The organism is Vibrio litoralis DSM 17657, from assembly GCF_000426765.1.
In the GTDB taxonomy this organism is placed as follows: Bacteria; Pseudomonadota; Gammaproteobacteria; order Enterobacterales; family Vibrionaceae; genus Vibrio; species Vibrio litoralis.
This window is the reverse complement of the sequence record NZ_KE384567.1, coordinates 149,338-168,784: the sequence shown is the minus strand read 5'-3', so window position 1 is coordinate 168,784 and position 19,447 is coordinate 149,338. Positions and strand designations below refer to the sequence as shown.

At 41.2% G+C, this 19,447-nt stretch carries 19 protein-coding genes; 16 read left to right on the top strand and 3 right to left on the bottom strand.

Annotation, left to right across the window (positions count from 1 at the left end; genetic code table 11):
* The first annotated feature begins 221 nt into the window (after positions 1 to 221).
* The gene (gene gltX, locus K358_RS0114365; protein WP_027697472.1) at positions 222 to 1,649 is read left to right on the top strand and encodes a glutamate--tRNA ligase; all 1,428 of its coding nucleotides are present in this window, start codon (positions 222 to 224) and stop codon (positions 1,647 to 1,649) included.
* A 377-nt stretch (positions 1,650 to 2,026) separates the two neighbouring features.
* On the opposite strand, the gene K358_RS0114355 is transcribed toward gltX, so the two are convergent.
* Genes K358_RS0114355 through K358_RS0114345 form a run of 3 tightly spaced genes read right to left on the bottom strand, consistent with a single transcriptional unit; the run spans position 2,027 to position 5,053 of the window.
* Positions 2,027 to 2,785 carry a DeoR/GlpR family DNA-binding transcription regulator gene (locus K358_RS0114355; protein WP_027697471.1) on the bottom strand — a complete coding sequence of 253 codons (759 nt, stop codon included), beginning with the start codon at positions 2,783 to 2,785 and terminating at the stop codon, positions 2,027 to 2,029.
* Entirely contained in the window at positions 2,782 to 3,768 is a 987-nt protein-coding gene (gene pdxA / locus K358_RS0114350) for a 4-hydroxythreonine-4-phosphate dehydrogenase PdxA (protein WP_027697470.1), read from the bottom strand. Before pdxA ends, K358_RS0114355 begins: the two co-directional genes overlap by 4 nt.
* A gap of 1 nt (position 3,769) precedes the next feature.
* Positions 3,770 to 5,053 (bottom strand): four-carbon acid sugar kinase family protein, encoded by a 1,284-nt coding sequence (locus tag K358_RS0114345; RefSeq protein WP_169716301.1) that lies wholly within the window; start codon positions 5,051 to 5,053, stop codon positions 3,770 to 3,772.
* Between the two features lie 210 nt (positions 5,054 to 5,263).
* On the opposite strand from K358_RS0114345, the gene K358_RS0114340 reads away from it, so the two are divergent.
* The 15 genes from K358_RS0114340 to K358_RS0114270 all read left to right on the top strand — a co-directional run bounded on the left by K358_RS0114340 (position 5,264) and on the right by K358_RS0114270 (position 19,354).
* Positions 5,264 to 6,406, top strand: coding sequence for an iron-containing alcohol dehydrogenase (locus K358_RS0114340; RefSeq protein WP_027697468.1), 1,143 nt, complete (start codon positions 5,264 to 5,266; stop codon positions 6,404 to 6,406).
* A 9-nt stretch (positions 6,407 to 6,415) separates the two neighbouring features.
* A complete protein-coding gene (locus K358_RS0114335; RefSeq protein ID WP_027697467.1) occupies positions 6,416 to 7,294 on the top strand; it encodes a dihydrodipicolinate synthase family protein in 879 nt (292 codons plus the stop codon).
* Positions 7,295 to 7,324: 30 nt separating this feature from the next.
* A complete protein-coding gene (locus K358_RS0114330; RefSeq protein ID WP_027697466.1) occupies positions 7,325 to 8,332 on the top strand; it encodes a TAXI family TRAP transporter solute-binding subunit in 1,008 nt (335 codons plus the stop codon).
* Between the two features lie 129 nt (positions 8,333 to 8,461).
* Positions 8,462 to 10,324, top strand: coding sequence for a TRAP transporter permease (locus K358_RS0114325; protein WP_244875263.1), 1,863 nt, complete (start codon positions 8,462 to 8,464; stop codon positions 10,322 to 10,324).
* Positions 10,325 to 10,403: 79 nt separating this feature from the next.
* Complete coding sequence (locus K358_RS0114320; RefSeq protein WP_027697464.1) at positions 10,404 to 11,555, top strand: sialidase family protein; 1,152 nt, start codon at positions 10,404 to 10,406, stop codon at positions 11,553 to 11,555.
* Positions 11,556 to 11,620: 65 nt separating this feature from the next.
* Positions 11,621 to 12,097, top strand: coding sequence for a NanQ anomerase/TabA/YiaL family protein (locus tag K358_RS0114315; RefSeq protein ID WP_027697463.1), 477 nt, complete (start codon positions 11,621 to 11,623; stop codon positions 12,095 to 12,097).
* Positions 12,094 to 12,771 (top strand): SDR family oxidoreductase, encoded by a 678-nt coding sequence (locus K358_RS0114310; RefSeq protein WP_027697462.1) that lies wholly within the window; start codon positions 12,094 to 12,096, stop codon positions 12,769 to 12,771. Before K358_RS0114315 ends, K358_RS0114310 begins: the two co-directional genes overlap by 4 nt.
* Positions 12,772 to 12,846: 75 nt before the next feature.
* Positions 12,847 to 13,053 (top strand): DUF6999 family protein, encoded by a 207-nt coding sequence (locus K358_RS19595; RefSeq protein ID WP_425315040.1) that lies wholly within the window; start codon positions 12,847 to 12,849, stop codon positions 13,051 to 13,053.
* Positions 13,054 to 13,214: 161 nt separating this feature from the next.
* Entirely contained in the window at positions 13,215 to 14,066 is an 852-nt protein-coding gene (locus K358_RS0114300) for a DUF3450 domain-containing protein (RefSeq protein ID WP_051241334.1), read from the top strand.
* The gene (locus K358_RS0114295; protein WP_027697460.1) at positions 14,066 to 15,439 is read left to right on the top strand and encodes a MotA/TolQ/ExbB proton channel family protein; all 1,374 of its coding nucleotides are present in this window, start codon (positions 14,066 to 14,068) and stop codon (positions 15,437 to 15,439) included. The genes K358_RS0114300 and K358_RS0114295 overlap by 1 nt, the downstream gene beginning before the upstream one ends.
* A 35-nt stretch (positions 15,440 to 15,474) precedes the next feature.
* Positions 15,475 to 15,984 carry a MotA/TolQ/ExbB proton channel family protein gene (locus K358_RS0114290; protein WP_027697459.1) on the top strand — a complete coding sequence of 170 codons (510 nt, stop codon included), beginning with the start codon at positions 15,475 to 15,477 and terminating at the stop codon, positions 15,982 to 15,984.
* Entirely contained in the window at positions 15,981 to 16,388 is a 408-nt protein-coding gene (locus K358_RS0114285) for an ExbD/TolR family protein (protein ID WP_027697458.1), read from the top strand. Before K358_RS0114290 ends, K358_RS0114285 begins: the two co-directional genes overlap by 4 nt.
* A 40-nt stretch (positions 16,389 to 16,428) precedes the next feature.
* The gene (locus K358_RS0114280; RefSeq protein WP_027697457.1) at positions 16,429 to 17,085 is read left to right on the top strand and encodes an energy transducer TonB; all 657 of its coding nucleotides are present in this window, start codon (positions 16,429 to 16,431) and stop codon (positions 17,083 to 17,085) included.
* A gap of 71 nt (positions 17,086 to 17,156) precedes the next feature.
* Positions 17,157 to 18,431, top strand: a complete 1,275-nt coding sequence (locus K358_RS18595) for a tetratricopeptide repeat protein (RefSeq protein ID WP_244875262.1) — start codon at positions 17,157 to 17,159, stop codon at positions 18,429 to 18,431.
* Complete coding sequence (locus K358_RS0114270) at positions 18,431 to 19,354, top strand: AraC family transcriptional regulator (RefSeq protein ID WP_038150243.1); 924 nt, start codon at positions 18,431 to 18,433, stop codon at positions 19,352 to 19,354. Before K358_RS18595 ends, K358_RS0114270 begins: the two co-directional genes overlap by 1 nt.
* Positions 19,355 to 19,447: the final 93 nt, after the last annotated feature.

The following is a 19,447-nucleotide window of genomic DNA, read 5'->3' as shown; positions in this document are numbered from 1 at the left end:
CTTGAAGTTACTTGGGTATAAAAAAGGAAATGTCTTATCGATGTTTCCTTTTTTTTGTTTTAGTTACCGCAGATGAGATTACTTCGAGCCAATTTATTGGTTGGCTATTTTAGTGCCTAGCATTGGGTGCTAGAATGTGTCCAACATTTTGCCACTGTATTGGTTTCACCACGCAGTGAGTCAAAAACCTGTTTTGTAAAACACTCGATAAGGTAATTTTGATGACGGTTAAAACACGTTTTGCTCCTAGCCCAACAGGCTATCTTCACGTAGGCGGTGCTCGTACTGCTCTTTATTCTTGGTTATACGCAAAAAGCCAAGGCGGTGAATTTGTTTTACGTATCGAAGATACCGACATTGAACGTTCAACCCAAGAAGCGGTTGATGCAATTTTAGAAGGCATGCAATGGATGGGTTTGGATTGGGATGAAGGTCCTTACTACCAAACTAAGCGCTTTGATCGTTACAACGAAATGGTTGATAAGCTATTAGCTGAAGACAAAGCTTATAAATGCTACGCATCAAAAGAACTTCTTGATGAAATTCGCGCTGAACAAGAAGCGAATAAAGAAATGGCGCGTTACGATGCCAATCACCCAAAAATTGTTGCCGTAAACCAAGCAGCAAAAGACGGTGATCCATGCGTAATTCGTTTCCGTAACCCGAAAGAAGGTTCGGTAGTATTTGAAGACCAAATCCGTGGCCGTATCGAAATTTCAAATAGCCAATTGGATGACTTAATCATTCGTCGTACTGACGGCTCTCCAACTTACAACTTCTGTGTTGTGGTTGATGATTGGGATATGGGTATTACTCATGTGGTACGTGGTGAAGATCATATCAACAACACGCCTCGCCAAATCAACATCTATGAAGCACTAGGCGCGCCAGTTCCGACTTTCGCTCACTGTGCAATGATCTTAGGTGATGACGGTGCCAAGCTTTCAAAACGTCATGGCGCAGTAAGCGTAATGCAATACCGTGATGAAGGTTACTTGCCGAACGCTCTAAATAATTACCTAGTGCGTCTAGGTTGGTCTCATGGCGACCAAGAGATCTTCTCTCGCGAAGAGATGATTGAATTCTTCAGCTTAAATGCAATCAGCAAATCAGCATCAGCATTTAACACTGATAAACTACTTTGGTTGAACAACCACTACATCAAAACGTCTGAGCCTGAGTACGTAGCAGAGCACCTACAATGGCACCTAGATAATCAAAACATCAACATCGAAAATGGCCCTGCGATTACTGATGTGATCAAACTGGTTGGCGAGCGTTGTAATACTCTTATTGAATTAGCGGAACAATCTCGCTACTTCTATGAAGATTTCTCAGAGTTTGAAGCTGGCGCAGCGAAGAAACACTTACGTGGCGTAGCAAAAGGTCCTCTTGAGTTAGCGTTAAGCAAAGTCGAAGCCTTGAGCGATTGGACAACTGAAAACCTACACGGCGTTATTGCGCAAGTATGTGAAGAGTTAGAAATCGGCATGGGTAAAATCGGTATGCCACTTCGCGTAGCCGTAACCGGTGGTGGTCAATCTCCGTCTGTTGATGCAGTAATGCAGTTAATTGGTCAAGAGCGCGTGATTGCTCGTATCAAAATGGCATTAGCTTTTATCGAAGAACGTGAAGCAAACGCTCAGTAATTGAAGTTGCAATAAAACACCTTATAAAAAAGTCGATCGATTGATCGGCTTTTTTTGTTTTTATGTATACCCAAGTAACTTCAAGAGGCAAGTTTATCGAGCCGTGGCAAAGCGGCAGAGGTAGAGAGATTAGAATATAAATGGGGGCAATAATACCTGAGTATGTTGGGATATTGAATGAATCTAATAAATGGGCAATGCTAATCCAGTATTGGAATATGACATTGTTTCAACTGGAGACTCATTTTGAAGGTTGCGTAGATGGCGTCTTAGATATGTAGTCAAAATTAACTGACGCAGAATTCTAAACGCCCTCATAATTTTGATCTTAAATTGGTATGAAACAGTGAAATTTTTTAACAACGCCATACAGGAAATTAAACAAACACGGTTTTTATGCCCGTCTGCTTTAATTTTTCTTGGTCTTTAAGAGGTAAATGAGAATCACATACAATGTAATCTAAATCTTCCAGATCACAGGCTTTAAATAGCGAATATTTGCCAAATTTACTGCTGTCAGCAATCAATACTTTCGTTGTCGCACTTGAGATTAAATCATGCTTTAGAGCCGATTTTTCTTCTGTTGGTGTCGTGATTCCTTTCTCGATACTCCATGAATTACAAGTAATAAAAGCAACATCGGGATTAATATTTCTCAATAAAGAGCGGCCATGCTCACCGATAGTGGATTGACTGCTATCATCCACTTTCCCACCAGCAACGAACACTTCAATTTGCTTAAATTCCGACAAAAATAAAGCAATATGCAAATCCACCGTAATCACTCGCAACGGCAACTCAATAAAGTGCCGAGCGAGAGTTAACGCAGTGGTCCCAGCATCGAGTACAACAGAGTCTCCCGCTTTAACTAACGACATGGCAGCCGCTGCAATCAACCTCTTTTCACGAATATTTTGGATCATTTTCTCGTGAGTAGTGGGTTGATTGGCGACAAAACGATTTAAAGAAACCCCGCCATGTGTACGAGATATTACGCCTTGTTCATCTAATTGAATTAAGTCTCGACGAACCGTCGCCGGCGATGCAGAGACAACTTTTACCAAGTCCTCCACCGTCGCCAAGTTATAAGACTTTAAATATTCTATTATTTTTTCAACTCGATGCTGATTTTTCATATATTGCTTAACTTTACGGCTAGTTCAACAGAAACGATCATGCTCTCTGGATTTGCTTTACCTTGCCAAGCAATATCAAATGCGGTGCCATGATCAGCGGAAGTACGGAAGAATGGTAACCCTGCTGTGATATTAACACCATCATAAAAGCCCATTAATTTTAATGGTATATGGCCTTGATCATGATACATGGCCACAACAATATCATATTTGCCCTGATGGGCTTGTAAGAAAACCGTATCAGGAGGACAAGGGCCATACACATCAATGCCTTCTTCTTTCATGGTATTTATCGAAGGAGTGACGATATTGATTTCTTCTTTACCAAATAATCCGTTCTCACCCGCATGAGGGTTTACGCCTGCAACGGCAATTCTAGGATGCTCAAAGCCCGCTTTCTTCATAAAAGTGTCAGCAATCCCAATAACCGTATTAATTCTTTCTTGATTTAAATTTGTTAAAAAATCAAGCAAGGCAATATGAGTCGTAACATGGATCACCTTCAATGTATCCGTATACAAGACCATTGCATAATCTTTAGTATTGGTTAGTTTGGCAAGTAGTTCGGTATGGCCGGGATATAAATGCCCAGCAGAATGAAGCGCTTCTTTATTCAAAGGGGCGGTGGCCACAGCAGCAATATCACCAGATAAAGCTAATGATGTCGCTTTTTCAATACAACGATAAGCCAAATCACCTGCTTGTGGTTGAACTTTACCAAATTCAAAGCTGCTAATATCATCTAGCGGTATATCAATAACATTCACGATATTAGATGAAAAATTAGCCTCACTTACCTCATTAATAACGTTTATTTCTACTGGAGCGCACAGGCCTTTTTCAAGGGTCAATTTCAATATATCGACACTGCCAATAACAACACATTGACGCCCTTTAACTGAAGGTGCTTCCAATGCTTTCATAATAATTTCAGGACCAATACCTGCCGGATCGCCCATCGTGATGCCAATAATGCCGCTCATATTAAATCCTCTTTTCAATAAAATGGATAACTTGTAATAAAGTCGTTGGGTCGCCAAACCCGCCCGCCTTTGTAAAGACAGGAATAGATGTAAGTTGTGGGTAGGATAGATATCCCCAAGGAACACAGCCTGCTGTAATACCTTGAAGTTTGAATTTACTTATATTTAATTGATGACAGAGAGCCAATGCGATATCACCACCACATAAGAAGAGAGAGCCTGGTTTTTGCTTGGTGATGATCTTTTGAGTTAACTCTGCGAGGGTGAATTTCACCTTATTGCCAAGCTCTTGGCGAGAAAGGCCTAAACGGTTAGCAATATTGATAATCTGGTGTCGTTGCTCCACATCACTGCAAGTTCTCAAAAAACAATGTTGCCCTGCTGCTAAAAATTTCACGGCTTGCCCCACAACCATTGAGCAATACTGTTCATGGTTTAAAGACAATAATGCTTCTACGTCAATATCAATCACGTGAGTATTATCTGATCCTTCAAGCCGTTTTTGCTGCTGCACACTCACTTCACTCATCGATCCAACAATGCCTAACATTGATATGGCATCTGTCTCGATTAACCTTGATCTATCAATAGTTCGTTCAACTAATGGCGGCACTACATGCGTCATATCTCCAGTCGAAACTAATAACACCTTGCTAGATAGCGATATGGCTGCTTGATAAATAGAACTTAAATCTTGAGTGTTCTCGACATCGCAAATGACTACCTGTGGAGGGGATTGATGATGCAACATAAGTATTTCTGTGAGTTGTGGAGAGCGTACGTCATTAAGAAAGATATTCTGAATTGGCCAATCTGTTTGTGACGAAATAATATCGCTAATACGAGAGGATCGAATAGGTGACTTAGGATCGCTAGCAAACTCGGTCTCTATCAATGGTAACTTATCCACATAACAAACGCCCTGTATAGTAGTCCTTCCCACACTAGGAGCACCGATCGCGACAATAACCAATGGAAAATCATCACCCGCAAGTGCTTCTATTTCTGCACCAATATTTCCGCGAAGTGTTGAATCCACTTTTTTCAACAATATTTTTTGTTGTGAAAGCTGAGGAAAGCTGGACTTTATCTTATGGATTTTAGCCTGAGCAACAGAGCAATCATCATCGCGACTGTCTGTGCAGAAAATGTAGTGGTGATCGGCGGATAGGTCGAGAATGCCGTCATCTTGTTGCAAAATGACGGAAACGTTACTTCCAGAATTCACTAGACCAATACCAATGTCATTAGCACCAGTAAAGTCATCCGCTACGATATAATTCAATGCCTGCCCCATGTTTATTATCACTTCTGCTGCTTAATTTGACCGTATCAGCATCATAAACAAGAAATACGCACAAATAAACAACAAAATGATTAAACTTAATCATTTTGATTAAATGAGAGCAAGATCAAACTAATTTTTCTATTATTGAATTAGGATTGTGTTTAATTAACAAGCAATGTGATTGAAATAAATCAACTGAGGGATGGTATGAATATTTTTACATCGGTATTAAGTGGCGATACAAAACAAATTACAGAAGTGACCCGTCACTGCAATAATCTATTGTTAATGACCGATAAGAATGTCTCTGGGTTACCGGCTATACAATCGCTCATTAATGAGCTAAAACGAACCACACATCATATATCTATTATTGATGATCTTCCCGCCGAGCCAACGGATCAAGATGTCGCTACACTCATTAATCAACTTCCACAAAACATCGATATGGTACTAGGTATTGGTGGCGGCAGTGTATTAGACATAAGTAAACTGATTTCCGTTCTCTACGCTGAGCAAGGTGACAAAACAAAAAGTGACATTTTTCAGTCATTACTAAAGGGCGAGAAACCTAGCCAAAGAATTACACTAGCATTAATACCAACTACGGCAGGTACCGGTGCAGAAGCAACGCCCAATGCAATTATTGCCTTGCCTTCACAAGCAACGAAAGTCGGCATTATCTCACCAATAATGCTGCCAGATTACGTGTTACTTGCTCCTGAACTTACTTTATCAATGCCTCACCACATTACTGCATCGACCAGCATCGATGCTTTGTGCCATCTAATTGAATGCTTTACCGCCAGTATTTCTAACCCTGTTGGTGACAATTACGCCTTAATTGGTATGCAAAAGTTCTTCACCAATATCGAAAAAATAATTGACCAACCTGAAAACTTACTGGTTCGTTTAAATTTATTGTGGGCTTCTTATTATGGTGGGGCAGCTATATCTCATGCAGGCACGCATCTAGTTCACGCCCTTTCTTATCCGCTTGGTGGTAAATACAAGATCCCTCACGGCCTAGCCAATTCCTTATTACTAGTTCCGTGTATGAAGCATATTTGTACACATTCCAATGAAAAATTTTCACAAGTTTATGATTTATTACCAAGTGCTGATTTATCACTAAGCAAAACAGAAAAAGCAAATCAATTGGTCATTTACCTTGAAAGCTTAGTGAATAAATTACAACTTCCAACCAAGCTTAATGAAATTGGCATCGACAAATCTCAAATAGCCGAACTAGCTAAAAATACGATGGAAGTAACACGTTTACTCAATAACTCTCCAGTCAGCGTGACTGAACAAGAAGTTTTTGAAATCTATAACAGTATTTGCGAATAAGGAATCATGATGAAACAAGCAATTTCAGGACCATATGTTGCCATTATCACTCCATTTAACCCTGATGGTTCGTTGAATGAAAATGGCTTAAGAGCCCAAGTGGAACGTCAAATTGGCTTTGGTAACAATATTTTCTGCAATGGTACCAATGGTGAGTTCTTTGTATTAAATGATGAGGAAAAGCGGCGTGTGACTGCGGTATGCATTGATCAAGCAAAAGGCCGAGTGAGTGTGGTTAGCCATATTGGTGAGCTCACACTAGAACAAACCATTGCACATGGTAAAGACGTGCAATCGCTAGGTTTAGATGCCGTATCCGTTATTACACCATGGTTTTCAGCGCTAAGAGAAAGTGAGTTAATCAATTATTACCGCCAAGTCGCCGATAGCTTAGATATTCCGGTTTATCTTTATAATATTCCAGCACGTACTGGCAATACGATTACTCCAACTATCGCAGATGTATTGGCAAGTCATCCCAATATCTATGGCATAAAAGATAGTGCTGGTTCATACGAAAGCTTATCAGGATTCTTAGAGATCTCTCGTAAACATAATAAGTTTGATGTACTCACTGGCCCAGATTCTTTGATCTTAACTGGCTACCAAGAAGGCTGTATAGGTTGTATTTCTGGCATTGCCAATATCGTCCCGGATCTTGTTAACCAAATTTATACAGGATTCAAGAGTGATGATTTGCAATTAGCCAATCAAGCCCAAGAAAGAATTAATTACTTGAGAGGAAATTTATATCCAATTGCTTTTGCACCTGCGGTAGTTAAAAAGACCATTAGTTTACTTGGTGAAGATGTCGGTGAAAGCCGTTACCCAGTATGTTTTACGGATGATGATATCAATAAAATAAAAACAATTATTCATAACCAATAATCTGAAACAAATAACAAAAGGACTAGAGTGATGATGACAAAAAAAATCAAAAATAAGCTACTTAATTATGCAAAAGGAATTGTAATTGCAGGATTATTAATTGCACAACCAGCATTTGCGAAAACCTCAAGTATTATTTCTCAACCGCCAGGTAATGGGTGGTATACCTATGGGACCACCTTTTCTCAACTTATTCCCAAGACAACAAATGGTGAGTATAAAATCAAGCTAATCCCTCGAGGAGGCGGTATGACTAACCCTGTCGCCGTCAACCAAGGTAAAGCCGACTTTGGCTTCGCAACATCAAATGCAGCGGTATGGGCCCGTGATGGTCTAACCGATATTTATAAAGGTCGTACTAACAAAGAGCTCAGAATGGTTCTGGATAATGTTCAACAAGCTTACACAATAACTGTCGCTCGCAAAGGTTGGGTTGAAAGCACAGGTAATGACACTTGGGAGAAAATCATTAAAGCAGATAAAGTTGTTATTGCGATGAAGCCAACGGGTTCTCAGGTTCCAATTATTGCTGACTATATTTTTGAATCTCTTGGTACTGATTTTGAAACACTAAAGAAGGAAGGAAAAATTGTTCAAATGGGTAGTGGTCAAGCTAGCCAAATGATGCGTGATAATGCAATTGATGTGTACATCGATAACGTTCCTGCTATGCACCCTAATCTAACGGAAATGACTTTAACAAGTGATGTTACTTACATTCCTTATTCTAAAAAAACTCTGACTGATTTAGCGAAAGTTGGTCTACCTACAGGGACTATGCCTGCAGGTACTTATGATGACCAAACTGAAGACTATGTTAATCCTGTTAGCGCAACGGTATTTTTAACCAATTCAAAAGTAAGTGACGATATTGTGTATAACGTGACTAAAGCCTTAGTTGAAAACCAAGCCGAAATTAAAAAGACACATTCACCACTAAAATTTTGGCACCCAGAAGACATTGGTTCTCATGAACAAGTTATAGAACTTCATCCAGGTGCTGAGAAATATTACCGTGAGAAAGGTTGGATTAAATAACCTTCAGTTATAAAAAAGTCTAAGAGATGTATGTTCTAATATCTCCGCATGCATCTCTTATCGTGGGCCTCTATAGGTAGACCCCGCTGATTCTGTAGATAGGATATCGCCATGAAATATCGTCATTTAATGAACACTATAACGGCAGTGATTAGCATTGCTTACCTAGTGTTTCTACTTAGACAGTTCTTTTCCCCGGTTTCACCACTGACTGCTGCAAGTATCCACGTATATATGGCAACAGCACTTGTTTTATGTTTTAAGCCTTTAGATCTTAAGAACAAATCTTTTCTCTATTTAGGAAGAGCGCTCAACCTTGTATTTGTCGGGTTAACACTCACTGTTGTATATCATTACTATACAGCTATTCCACGATTAGAAACCCGCTTAGAGATGATTGATGACATTCTATTTTCAGATAAGTACGCATTTTGTGTTGGCTTACTAATGTTGTTTGAAGCGGTAAGACGTTCGGTTGGCTTCTCATTATTATCCGTTGTTATTGTTTTCATTATCTACGGATTCTTTGGTCCATATTTTCCTGGCTGGACTGCATATGATGGTTTCAGTCTAGATACCATGACTGAACTGATTAGTATGCAAGCTGATGGGTTATTTGGTATCACAGCAAGCACAGCAATTAACTTTGTATTTTTCTTCATCATGTTTGGTTGCGTTTTCACTATGACTGGTGGCGGTAGTGTTTTCATTGATTTAGCAATGAAAGCAACCGCATCTCTAACTGGTGGTGCAGCTAAAATGTCATTATTAGGCTCTGCTTTATTCGGTATGGTAAGTGGTTCAGCTGTTGCAAATACAACATCAACAGGTGTACTAACAATTCCAATAATGAAACGTTCGGGGTACAGCAAAGAACAAGCTTCAGCGACAGAAGCTATTGCATCTACTGGTGGTCAACTAATGCCACCAATAATGGGCATTGCTGCCTTTGTTATGGCTGACATGCTTGGTATTCCGTATTCAGAAATTGCTGCTGCGGGTATAATTCCGGCAGCTGCGTTCTACTTCGCACTATTCGTTATTATCGATCTACGTGCTCGTAAAACAGGTATTGGTAACATTGCAAAAGAAGACCTACAATTTGAACCGATTCTGCCTCGTCTTCACTTGATAATTTCTCCGGTATTTTTAGTTATTGCGCTGATTTCAGGATACTCGGCTCCTTATGCAGCGTTTGTAGGCACGGTAGTTGCTTTGTTCGCTCCTCTTCTACGTAAAAATACTCGTTACAGCTACAAAATCATTTATCCGATGATTTTGGATATCGCTAAGCAGATGTCTTGGGTATCGGTTCCGCTAGCATCAGTAGGAATCATCATGGTACTGGCAACTCAATCAAACCTAGCATTTAAATTTGTAGAGATTCTAAGCTTAGTTGGTCAGGATAACCTCTACCTATCTTTAGCTATGGTTATTCTGGGTTGTATAATCATGGGTATGGGACTACCTACAGTGGCGGCATACATTATTGGTTCTATTATCTTTGCTCCTGCACTTATTTCGATGGGGGTGGATGTTCTTGCAGCGAACATGTTCATTATGTACTACTGCGTACTGTCAATGGTTACACCACCCGTAGCACTTTGCGCATACGCAGCATCAGCAATCGGAAATGCCGATTCATCTAAAACAGGGTTCATCGCATTCTCTTATGCTCTTGTTATTTTTCTAGTGCCATTCAGCTTTATCACTGACCCAGTTGTACTATGGCAAGGTAGCTGGTATCTAATTCTAATCGCTTTCTTTGGTATGTTAATGGCTACATTCTGTTGGGCAGTATTCCTACAAGGCTGGCTGAAGAAGAATTTAACTATTATTGAACGAATGTTGTTCTTAGTAGCAAGTTTAGGGATCGTCATAGATAACTCAGCAACACCATTATGGTTTTTCTTCATAGCTGTGGCCATAGGTCTAATTGTATGGTGTTGGAAATCATCACCCAGCAAAATTCCTAATGCAACGCTAGTTTAAATCCTTCTTCAAATTAGCCCTCAAAAGTGAGGGCTACATTAACCTATTTATGAAACATCTACACAATGGAGTGTATTCAATGAATCAAGACGTCATTACGGTTGTTCGAGATGGAAAATTAAAAGTTACAGATGATAATATTTCTATAGCAATGCTTCCTTCTAACTACCCGCAAAACCACGCATCGAATTTATTAGTACTACCAAATGGTGACATCCTGTGCACCTGGTTTGCGGGTACACAAGAGGGGGTATCTGATATTTCCATATTATGTTCTCGTTTACGTAAAGGTTTTGAGGTTTGGGAAGCAGCGGTTAAATTGTCAAATGATCCTGAACGTTCAGAACAAAACCCAGTATTATTTTTAGACCCAGACAATATTCTTTGGTTGCTTTGGACTGCTCAAGTATCCGGTAATCAGGACACTGCAATTGTTCGTTACAGAAAATCAGAGGATTTAGGTGAGACATGGCAAGATATCGATGTACTTATTGATAAGCCTGGAACATTTATTCGTCAGCCAATTGTGGTTCTCGATAATGGGAATTGGTTATTACCTATTTTCAACTGTACAGTGAAATCCGGTGAGAAATGGGTGGGTAACTACGATACAAGCAGTGTGAAAATTTCTGAAGACAAGGGAAAAACATGGCGTGATGTGGCTGTTCCTGAAAGCTTGGGTTGTGTTCATATGTCGATTGCACTACTCAAAAATGGTTCTTTAATTGCTGTTTATCGTAGCCGCTGGGCTGATAATATTTATCAAAGTTATTCTTATGATAATGGTGAAACATGGACTAAGCCTAAAGCAACGGAACTGCCTAACAATAACTCATCAATTCAGGTTGCTGTTTTAAATAATGGTGATTTGGCCATGGTGTTCAACAATATGAGTGCAGCAGGAGCAACCGATCGCCGTAGCTCTTTGTATGATGAAATTGAAGATGACAGCGGTGCGATAGAGCCAGAAATCATCGACGGTAAAAGTGCATTTTGGGGGGCCCCAAGAGCCCCTATGTCATTGGCAGTATCGAAAGATAATGGAGATAGTTGGGCTATCGTCGCGAACCTTGATGAAGGTGATGGCTTTTGTATGACGAACAATTCACAAGAGAAACTTAACAGAGAATTTTCTTATCCGACCATTACTCAATCAGAAGATGGCGTTATTCATGTAGGGTACACCTATTTCCGCCAGGCAATTAAGTACGTTCGTATTAACAATTTGTAATAAATCAAACTATGTATGTAGCCCTCTAACTTTATTGGGCTACCTCTTTGTTGAGGGATACCGTCATGATATGTGGAAGCTTATTTTCATTACAAACAGCGGGGTTACCCGCGTCATTTAAAAAAATTCTTTCTTTACCTCAATGTACATTTGAAGCTTTAGTGAGTGCGGGTGATCAAAAATTACAACTCGCAGATGAGGTGTGGTTTTGTAATATAGGTCCGGCATCAACTCAAGAATCCGAATTGCGTCATACGGAGTTTCACAAATTATACGCCGATATTCAGGTTGTCTTAGAAGGTGAGGAAATCATCAATTATGGTGTCCTTAATTGTATGGCTGAGGAGGCTACTGAGAAAAAAGCAGATTTGCTTATTTTAAGCCAACCAAACCTAACACAATCAGTGCATTTGAAAGCAGGCGATTTTGCAATATTTTTACCTGGTGAACCTCATCAAGCTCTGTGTATGGTTACTGAGCCACAGTCAGTGCGTAAAGCGGTATTTAAAGTGCCGTTATCCATGATTAAGGAGCGTCTATGAGCCGTCATGCATTAGTGACAGGAGTAAGTTCTGGCATCGGTCAGGCAATTGCGGAAATGCTATTATCACAAGGCTGGCGGGTGACAGGGCTAAGCCGGACCAAAGTGGAGCATGATAACCCTTATTTTGCCGGCCATTCGGTTGATTTATATGATACTGATAATTTACTGGAGTGCCTACAGTCATTGCCACAAGTTGATGCGGTGATACATGCGGCAGGAAAAATGGTGGCCGCGCCGTTAGGTGAATTAAATGTAGAAGAGAGCCGCACTATATGGCATCTCCATGTCGGCGTGGCTGAAATATTGGCTAATCACTTTGCTGATAAGTTAGGTGAAGGAGGGCGTATTGTTATCATCGGCAGTCGAACATCTAAAGGTGTCGCTGGTCGCTCTCAATATGTTGCGACTAAATCTGCTTTATATGGCATGGTTCGTAGTTGGGCTGCTGAACTTGCTCCTAAGGGAATCACGGCTAACATCGTGGCGCCTGGAGCAACAAAAACGCCGATGTTGTTAAATCCAAACAGGCAATCTTCCCCTCCTAAGTTACCACCAATGGGACGGTATATTTCTCCATATGAAGTAGCAGAATATGTGAATTTTATTCTTTCCCCACACGCAGGTGCTATTACTGGTCAAGAGCTTGTTATGTGCGGAGGAGCATCACTGTAACTTCCCCAAAATATGGAATTTAACTATCAAGATGGCCTTCACTATTAAAAAGGGGCAGTCCTAGGTAACTAGTCGATATCTAATGTTGATCAGTCGCTTGCGATACGAATTGGTCAGATAATAGGAGATCCATCTCTGCCAAATATGGCTTACAACCATTACCCTTTGTATTTTGTAGGTCCATGGAATCTAGGCCAACGGTTCTTAATGCATGGTTTTTTTACTGAACATTTATATGCAGAGTTGGAATCTCATAGAACAAGAGGGGAAAATAGGAAATAAATAAATTTTTTAGAAGGTAACCTGATATTAATCAAAGTGAATTGTATTTTATTTCTTAATGGTAACTATTATCATTAACTTTTGCGTTTTTATCATATAGAATGTTTTCTTCACTGAAATCCGTTGGTTTACCTGACGTCTTATATTGAACGGACTTAATCATGCAGTTTCCATCATCAATAACACTTCCTCGTTATGCGCAAGCGAGTGGCAAGCTTAAAGGTATTACTTTAGCTTTATTGGCCATTTCTAGTTTTTCAGCCCAAGCAGATTCTTTAGATAATGCACGCAGCATTGAGCGTCAAACCAATCAAGTGGCGAAAAATGCACAGCAAAAGATTGATGCTAATTCCGACCAGAGTTTCCAGTTGCAAGCGGAAGTTGAACGCCTGCAAGATCAAGTTGATAACTTGTCGTTATACCAAACTCACTTGAAAAAGCTGGTGGAAAGCCAAGAAGCGGAAAAAGTCAGCATTGATGAGCAATTGACCAATATTGAAGAAACTCGTCAAGGGGTTGTGCCTTTGATGTATCACATGATTGATGGCCTGCAATTCTCATTAGAGCAAGGTGCTCCGGTTCGTTTTGCTAGCCGTGAAAAGCGTCTCGATGAATTGAAAACCCTAATGGGACGTTCTGATATTTCTGATGCAGAAAAATACCGCAGAATTTTAGAAGCTTACCAAATCGAAATGGACTATGGCTCAAAGCTTGGCCTTTATGAAGGGCAGATTAAGCTAAACCAAGATAATGACGGCCAAGATGATACACGCCAAGTAGATTTGTTGTATGTCGGTAAAGTGGTGTTACTGGCTCGTAGTAAAGATGCGCAACATGCCTGGTTATGGTCTCAAGCTAAGCAACAATGGCAAGAAGTGCCAGCAGAACAAAAGCCGGGTATCAATCAAGCCTATGCATTGGCCAATAAGCAACAAGCGCCAAGTTTATTGCATTTACCGCTTTCTGTGACTCAAGCATCCGCGTCTAATTCTTCAACTCAGGAGACAAAATAATGAAGTTACTGTCTCTTCTTATCACTTCAATCAGTTTAGCGATTGTGAGTGTCAGCGCATCAGCCGATGATCTTGCAAGCCTAGATAACAAAGCGAAAGCTGAACAACAAATAGAAAATGCACACAATCAACAACGTGTGGCGTTAAGTGCTAAGCAACGTGCTGCGCTGCAAGCTAAGCGTGATCAACTTGCTAAGCAACTGGCAAAAATTGAGCAAGAAAACGCCCAATTGAGCGATACCTTTTCTGCCAACGAAGAAATTTTGGCAGAGAAAGAAAAAGAGCTTCAGTTAGCGACAGGTAGTTTAGGCGAATTGTTTGGCGTAGTTCGTCAAGCCGCCAAAGATGTTCAGCTAAGTTATGAAACGTCACTACTTGGCGAACAAGGTAAAGCGTTTAATACCACATTAGATAAAGTGATCAGTACCGATACCTTGCCATCTTTAAAATTGCTGAATGGCCTATGGCAAGCGATGCAATACAAGGTGACGACCGGTAGTGAAGTGGCTTCTGTGACACTTCCTTTCGTGCAAGGTGATGGTAAAACACAGCAAGTTAACGCACTACGCATTGGCGACATGGCATTACTCACCGAGCAAGGTTATGTGAAGTGGGATTTTGCTCGTCAGCAAGCTTCTAACTATTTAGCGCTACCATCGGATGCTCCAACGCTGGCAAGCTTTAAGCAAGATGCGAATCAAGCCATGCTTATCGATCCTACTCGTGGCGTGATGCTTGAACAATATGCCCATAAGCCAACCTTGATGCAACGCATCGATCAAGCGGGTGTAGTTGGTAAAGTCATCATTGCGATTTTAGTGATAGGCTTAATCATTGCGTTGGTTCGCGGTGTTCGCTTAATGATGACGCAGCAACAAATTTCAAGGCAGCTAAAACAGCCAGAAAACCCAACTGATGATAATCCATTAGGCCGTATTCTTAATGTGTATAACAAAGAGAAAAAGCAATCAGTGGAATCACTAGAGCTTCGTTTATTAGAAAGTATTCTTGATGAACAACAAGGTTTGGAGCGTGGTTTGTCGATGCTGAAGTTATTCGCCGCTCTTGCGCCAATGTTGGGCTTACTAGGTACCGTAACCGGCATGATCGAAACCTTCCAAGTGATCACTCAATTTGGTAATGGCGATCCAAAAGTGATGGCGGGTGGTATTTCTATGGCCTTGATCACTACGGTACTTGGTTTAGTCGCCGCAATGCCGTTGTTACTCGCGCATAATATTCTTTCAAATCGCGCAGAAGTGATCCGCAATACGCTTGAAAAACAAGGCGTGAGCTTAGTGGCTCGCCGTGCGGAAATAGAATCGGACAAAGCCAATTTATCGGCAACCAATTTAGCCGGAGCTAATGCGTAATGTTAGCTTGGATTTCCACTCAATTCCCTGAACTGATGGACTCTCATCTTTTAGAGTTCATGGCGCGTGGTGGGCAAGTGTTGTGGTGGCTAGGTGCGGTCGTGCTTTTGTGTTGGGTGCTGATCATTGAACGTATTCTGTTTTTAAGTGTGTCTTATCGTCACGCTAAAGCAGGCTGGGTAGGGCAATGGAAGCAGCGCTGCGAACACGACTCTTGGTATGCACTGGCACAAAAGCAAGGAATGCTGCAGCAAGCTCATGTAATGCTGACGCAAAACTTAGACTTGATTAAAGCGCTGGTTAGCCTATGCCCAATGCTCGGTCTACTCGGTACGGTAACAGGCATGATCACTGTGTTTGATTTGATGTCGATTTCAGGTAGCAATGACCCTAAATTAATGGCTTCAGGTATTTCAATGGCAACATTACCAACAATGGCAGGCATGGTTGCCGCATTAGCTGGAATGTTTGCCCATTCTCGTTTAGTGAAAGTCGCGACTCGTAAAGAGATGCACTTAGAACAACAATTAAGGAGCGGCGAATGAGATTAGTTCGTCCCACAAAAGCAAAAGAAGAAGCGCAAGTCGATTTAACCTCGATGCTTGATATCGTGTTTATCATGTTGATTTTCTTCATCGTAACCAGCTCATTTGTTAATGAATCAGGTGTTGAAGTCAATCGACCTCAAGCCTCTCATGCGACGGCGCAAAAAGATGCAGGCATTTTTATTGCCGTGACTGCCGCCAATGATGTGTATATCGATAAACGCCGCGTGGATGTTGAGCGTGTAGAAGCTGCATTAGAAAAAATTGCGATTGATAAACCGGATGCAAGCTTAGTGATTCAAGCGGATAAGCATGCTTATAACGGTACAGTAGTTGAAGTGATGGATGCAGCCAAAGGTGCAGGGATTTCAAAAATTGCTTTAGCCACGGCTGATAAGTCTTAAGCGAGAATGGATGATGAGTGACAGCAGTACAGCTCACAATATGAATAACGCATCGTTACGTTTATTGATTGCCATTCCGCTTGGCCTAGTCACGGCGGTGGCGTTATTTGCATTTATGTCTTGGATGGTCGGGAGCGTTAAAACCGGCGTGACTGATGACCAAGGGCCATTAGCGTTTGATGTGGTGATGCAAGAGCAAGATTCCGATTCACAACGTCGTCAGCGCCAATTGCCTGAGCCACCAAAAGTACCAGAGCAACCCCAGGCATTATCAACACCAGCGACGCCAGCTGCCTCGATGCCGTCAGTACAAGCACCTCAAGCAGCACTAGATACTAGTATGGCATTCTCAGATGTTGGTGTGGCGATCAATATGCCGAATATCAATGTCAGCGATAACATTTCGCAAGGGGTAGGCCAACAGCAGCAAGCGATGCCGTTATATCGTGCTCAGCCGACTTATCCTGCTCGCATGCTTAAGCGCCGTGTTGAAGGCTACGTGGTGATGTCGTTTACCATTAATGAACAAGGTCGCCCTGAAGATATTGAAGTGGTTGAAGCTGAGCCTTCGAAAGCTTTTGTTCGTCCAGCCGTTCAAGCGTTGCGAAACTGGAAATATCAGCCACAAATTGAAGCTGGTAGTGCGGTTAAGCAACCCGGTCAGCAAGTGAAAATTGAATTTAAGATCAGCCAATAAACCCATTGTCATTATGGTAATGAGTAGTCAGAAGATTATAGAGAATGATGGTCAAACTTATAATGTTGAATATGGATAAGTTATTTCACAATCTTTCGCTTTCTTTGTTAAATAAGAAGGCAATATTGGCGTGTCTGGTAACCAGTCTACTTGCTGTGTCATTCAATAGTAGTGCCGCAGGCGTAACGCCTTATACCGGTAAAAAGCTTACTCAAGCTAGTGAATTGGCACAAAATGATCACCTTGATAAAGCGATTCGAGTGTTAACGTCTTATGATCCTAAAGCCGACTATGACAAAGCGTTTGTCAATCGAGTTTTAGCGATCTACTACTGGCAAGCCGAACAACCAAAATCATCTATTTCAGCACTAAGAACCTCGGTAGGTTTAAAGGTGTTAGAGCCTAAAGTGCAATGGCAAGCCAATCGCATGCTAGGGGATATTTTGTATTCTGAGCAAGATTTCGCCAATGCAGCCAAAGAGTACCGTAATACGTTAGCGGTAAAATATACCCCAAGCAGTGCAGATAAAACGCAATTTAAAAAAGACACTAATGAAGTCTATTTTCGTTTAGCCGCCGCTTATTACCAACAGCAGCAATGGGCGCAAGTTCGTCGCTCAATTGTGAAGTACCAAGCACCGGATGCACAAAAGCGTCTGCAAGCATTACGCATGCAAGTGATTGCCGAGTTGCGATTGAAGCAATGGGGCAATGCTGAAGGGACGCTGAGCAATTTGATCCGCCTTGAGCCAAATAATAAAGCATGGTGGCAGCAACAAATTTCTACTCAGCTACAGCAACATAAAAATCAATCGGCACTTGAAACCTATTCACTGGCGAAAAAGCAAAATCTCGAATTTACCGCCAATGACTATAAGTCGTTATCTCAATTGTATGCACAAAATAAGATCCCAGAGCGTGGCGCGAGAATTTTACAAGAAATGTTTAATGCCTACCCAGAGAGCAAGACGATAGATAATCAAAAGATGCAAGCTTATTACTATCAAATGGCACGCGAGTGGCCGCAAGCGATTAATAGTTGGGAAGCGTTAGCTAAACGTGATGCTCAGTATTATTGGCCGCTAACTCAGTTGTATATTCAACAAAAAGAGTACAACAAAGCCAACCAAGTGATTGATAGAGCCCAGCCTTATGCAAAGAAAGCCGACTTTGGTTTAGCGAAAATTCAACTATTGTATCGTTTAGATAAATACAACGATGCACTGGCAGAAGCCAAACGTCTTAATGAAGTATTACCATCGGCTTCTGCACAAACTTGGATTGTATTCCTAAATAATAAACTGCAAAGCCAGCAGCAAGACATCCCTCAAGGGGTAGCCTCTTAATGACTGAGTTGGTGAGATGCAGCGTGCAATCTGCCCAACTAACCAGAATAGAAAAGGTGCTGGAGTATATTCATCAGCATCTTTTTTTACCTCTATCGCTTGATGATATCGCGCAAAAAAGCTGTTGGTCACGCTGGCAATTACAGCGAGTTTTTACCGCTAAAACGGGTGTCAATGTTGCTCAATATATCCGCGAATTAAAACTGAGTCGCGCTGCAGAAAGCTTGCTAGATTCCCCATCGGAACGAGTGATTGATATTGCACTTTCCTTTGGTTTTAATTCAGAAATTAGCTTTAGTCGCTCATTTAAACAATTCTTTGGTTGTTCGCCAAGAGAGTACCGTAAGCGTGGTATTCGCAGCGGTTTACGCCAGCCGATTACCAGCATATCTTTCTCTAGTAGTGATGTTGAGCACTCCCCATCGACACCATCACATCTTAGTTTTACCCAAATTCGCATTGAATATAAGGCTGCATTTAGTGTGGCTGGCTATCGGGGGGAGATCAGTGGTCTGTTTTCGTCGCAACCAGATTTTCAACAGGCGGTGCCGGAAATTTGGCGAGCGTTTGATGCGGTGCAACAATCGATACCTACATTAATTAATACAGAGAAGAAACGCTATGGCGTCATTGATACGCTGTCATTAAATTCTGAACGCTTACACTATTGGGCCGCAGAAGAGCTACAAACAGCGACATTTCAGCCATTAAATACGCTTGAAATTCCCACACAACAATACGCTGTTCTCCCACATAAAGGTCCAATCGACGGCCTAAAAGATAAATTAGAATGGCTATTTACTCATTGGTTACCGCAAAGTGGTTATCGTGGGGTAGATGGTTTTGAACTAGAAATCTATCCTGAGAATTATCAAATGAATTCAGCGGATGCTTATATGGAATATTGGCTGCCGATTGAGTAAATGTTTTGAGCAACAACATTTAACCTTTCAAAAAAGTTCCCTCCAACCTCAAACATGCACCAAATTGTTAACTTTCTCTAGTTGCAAATGGAT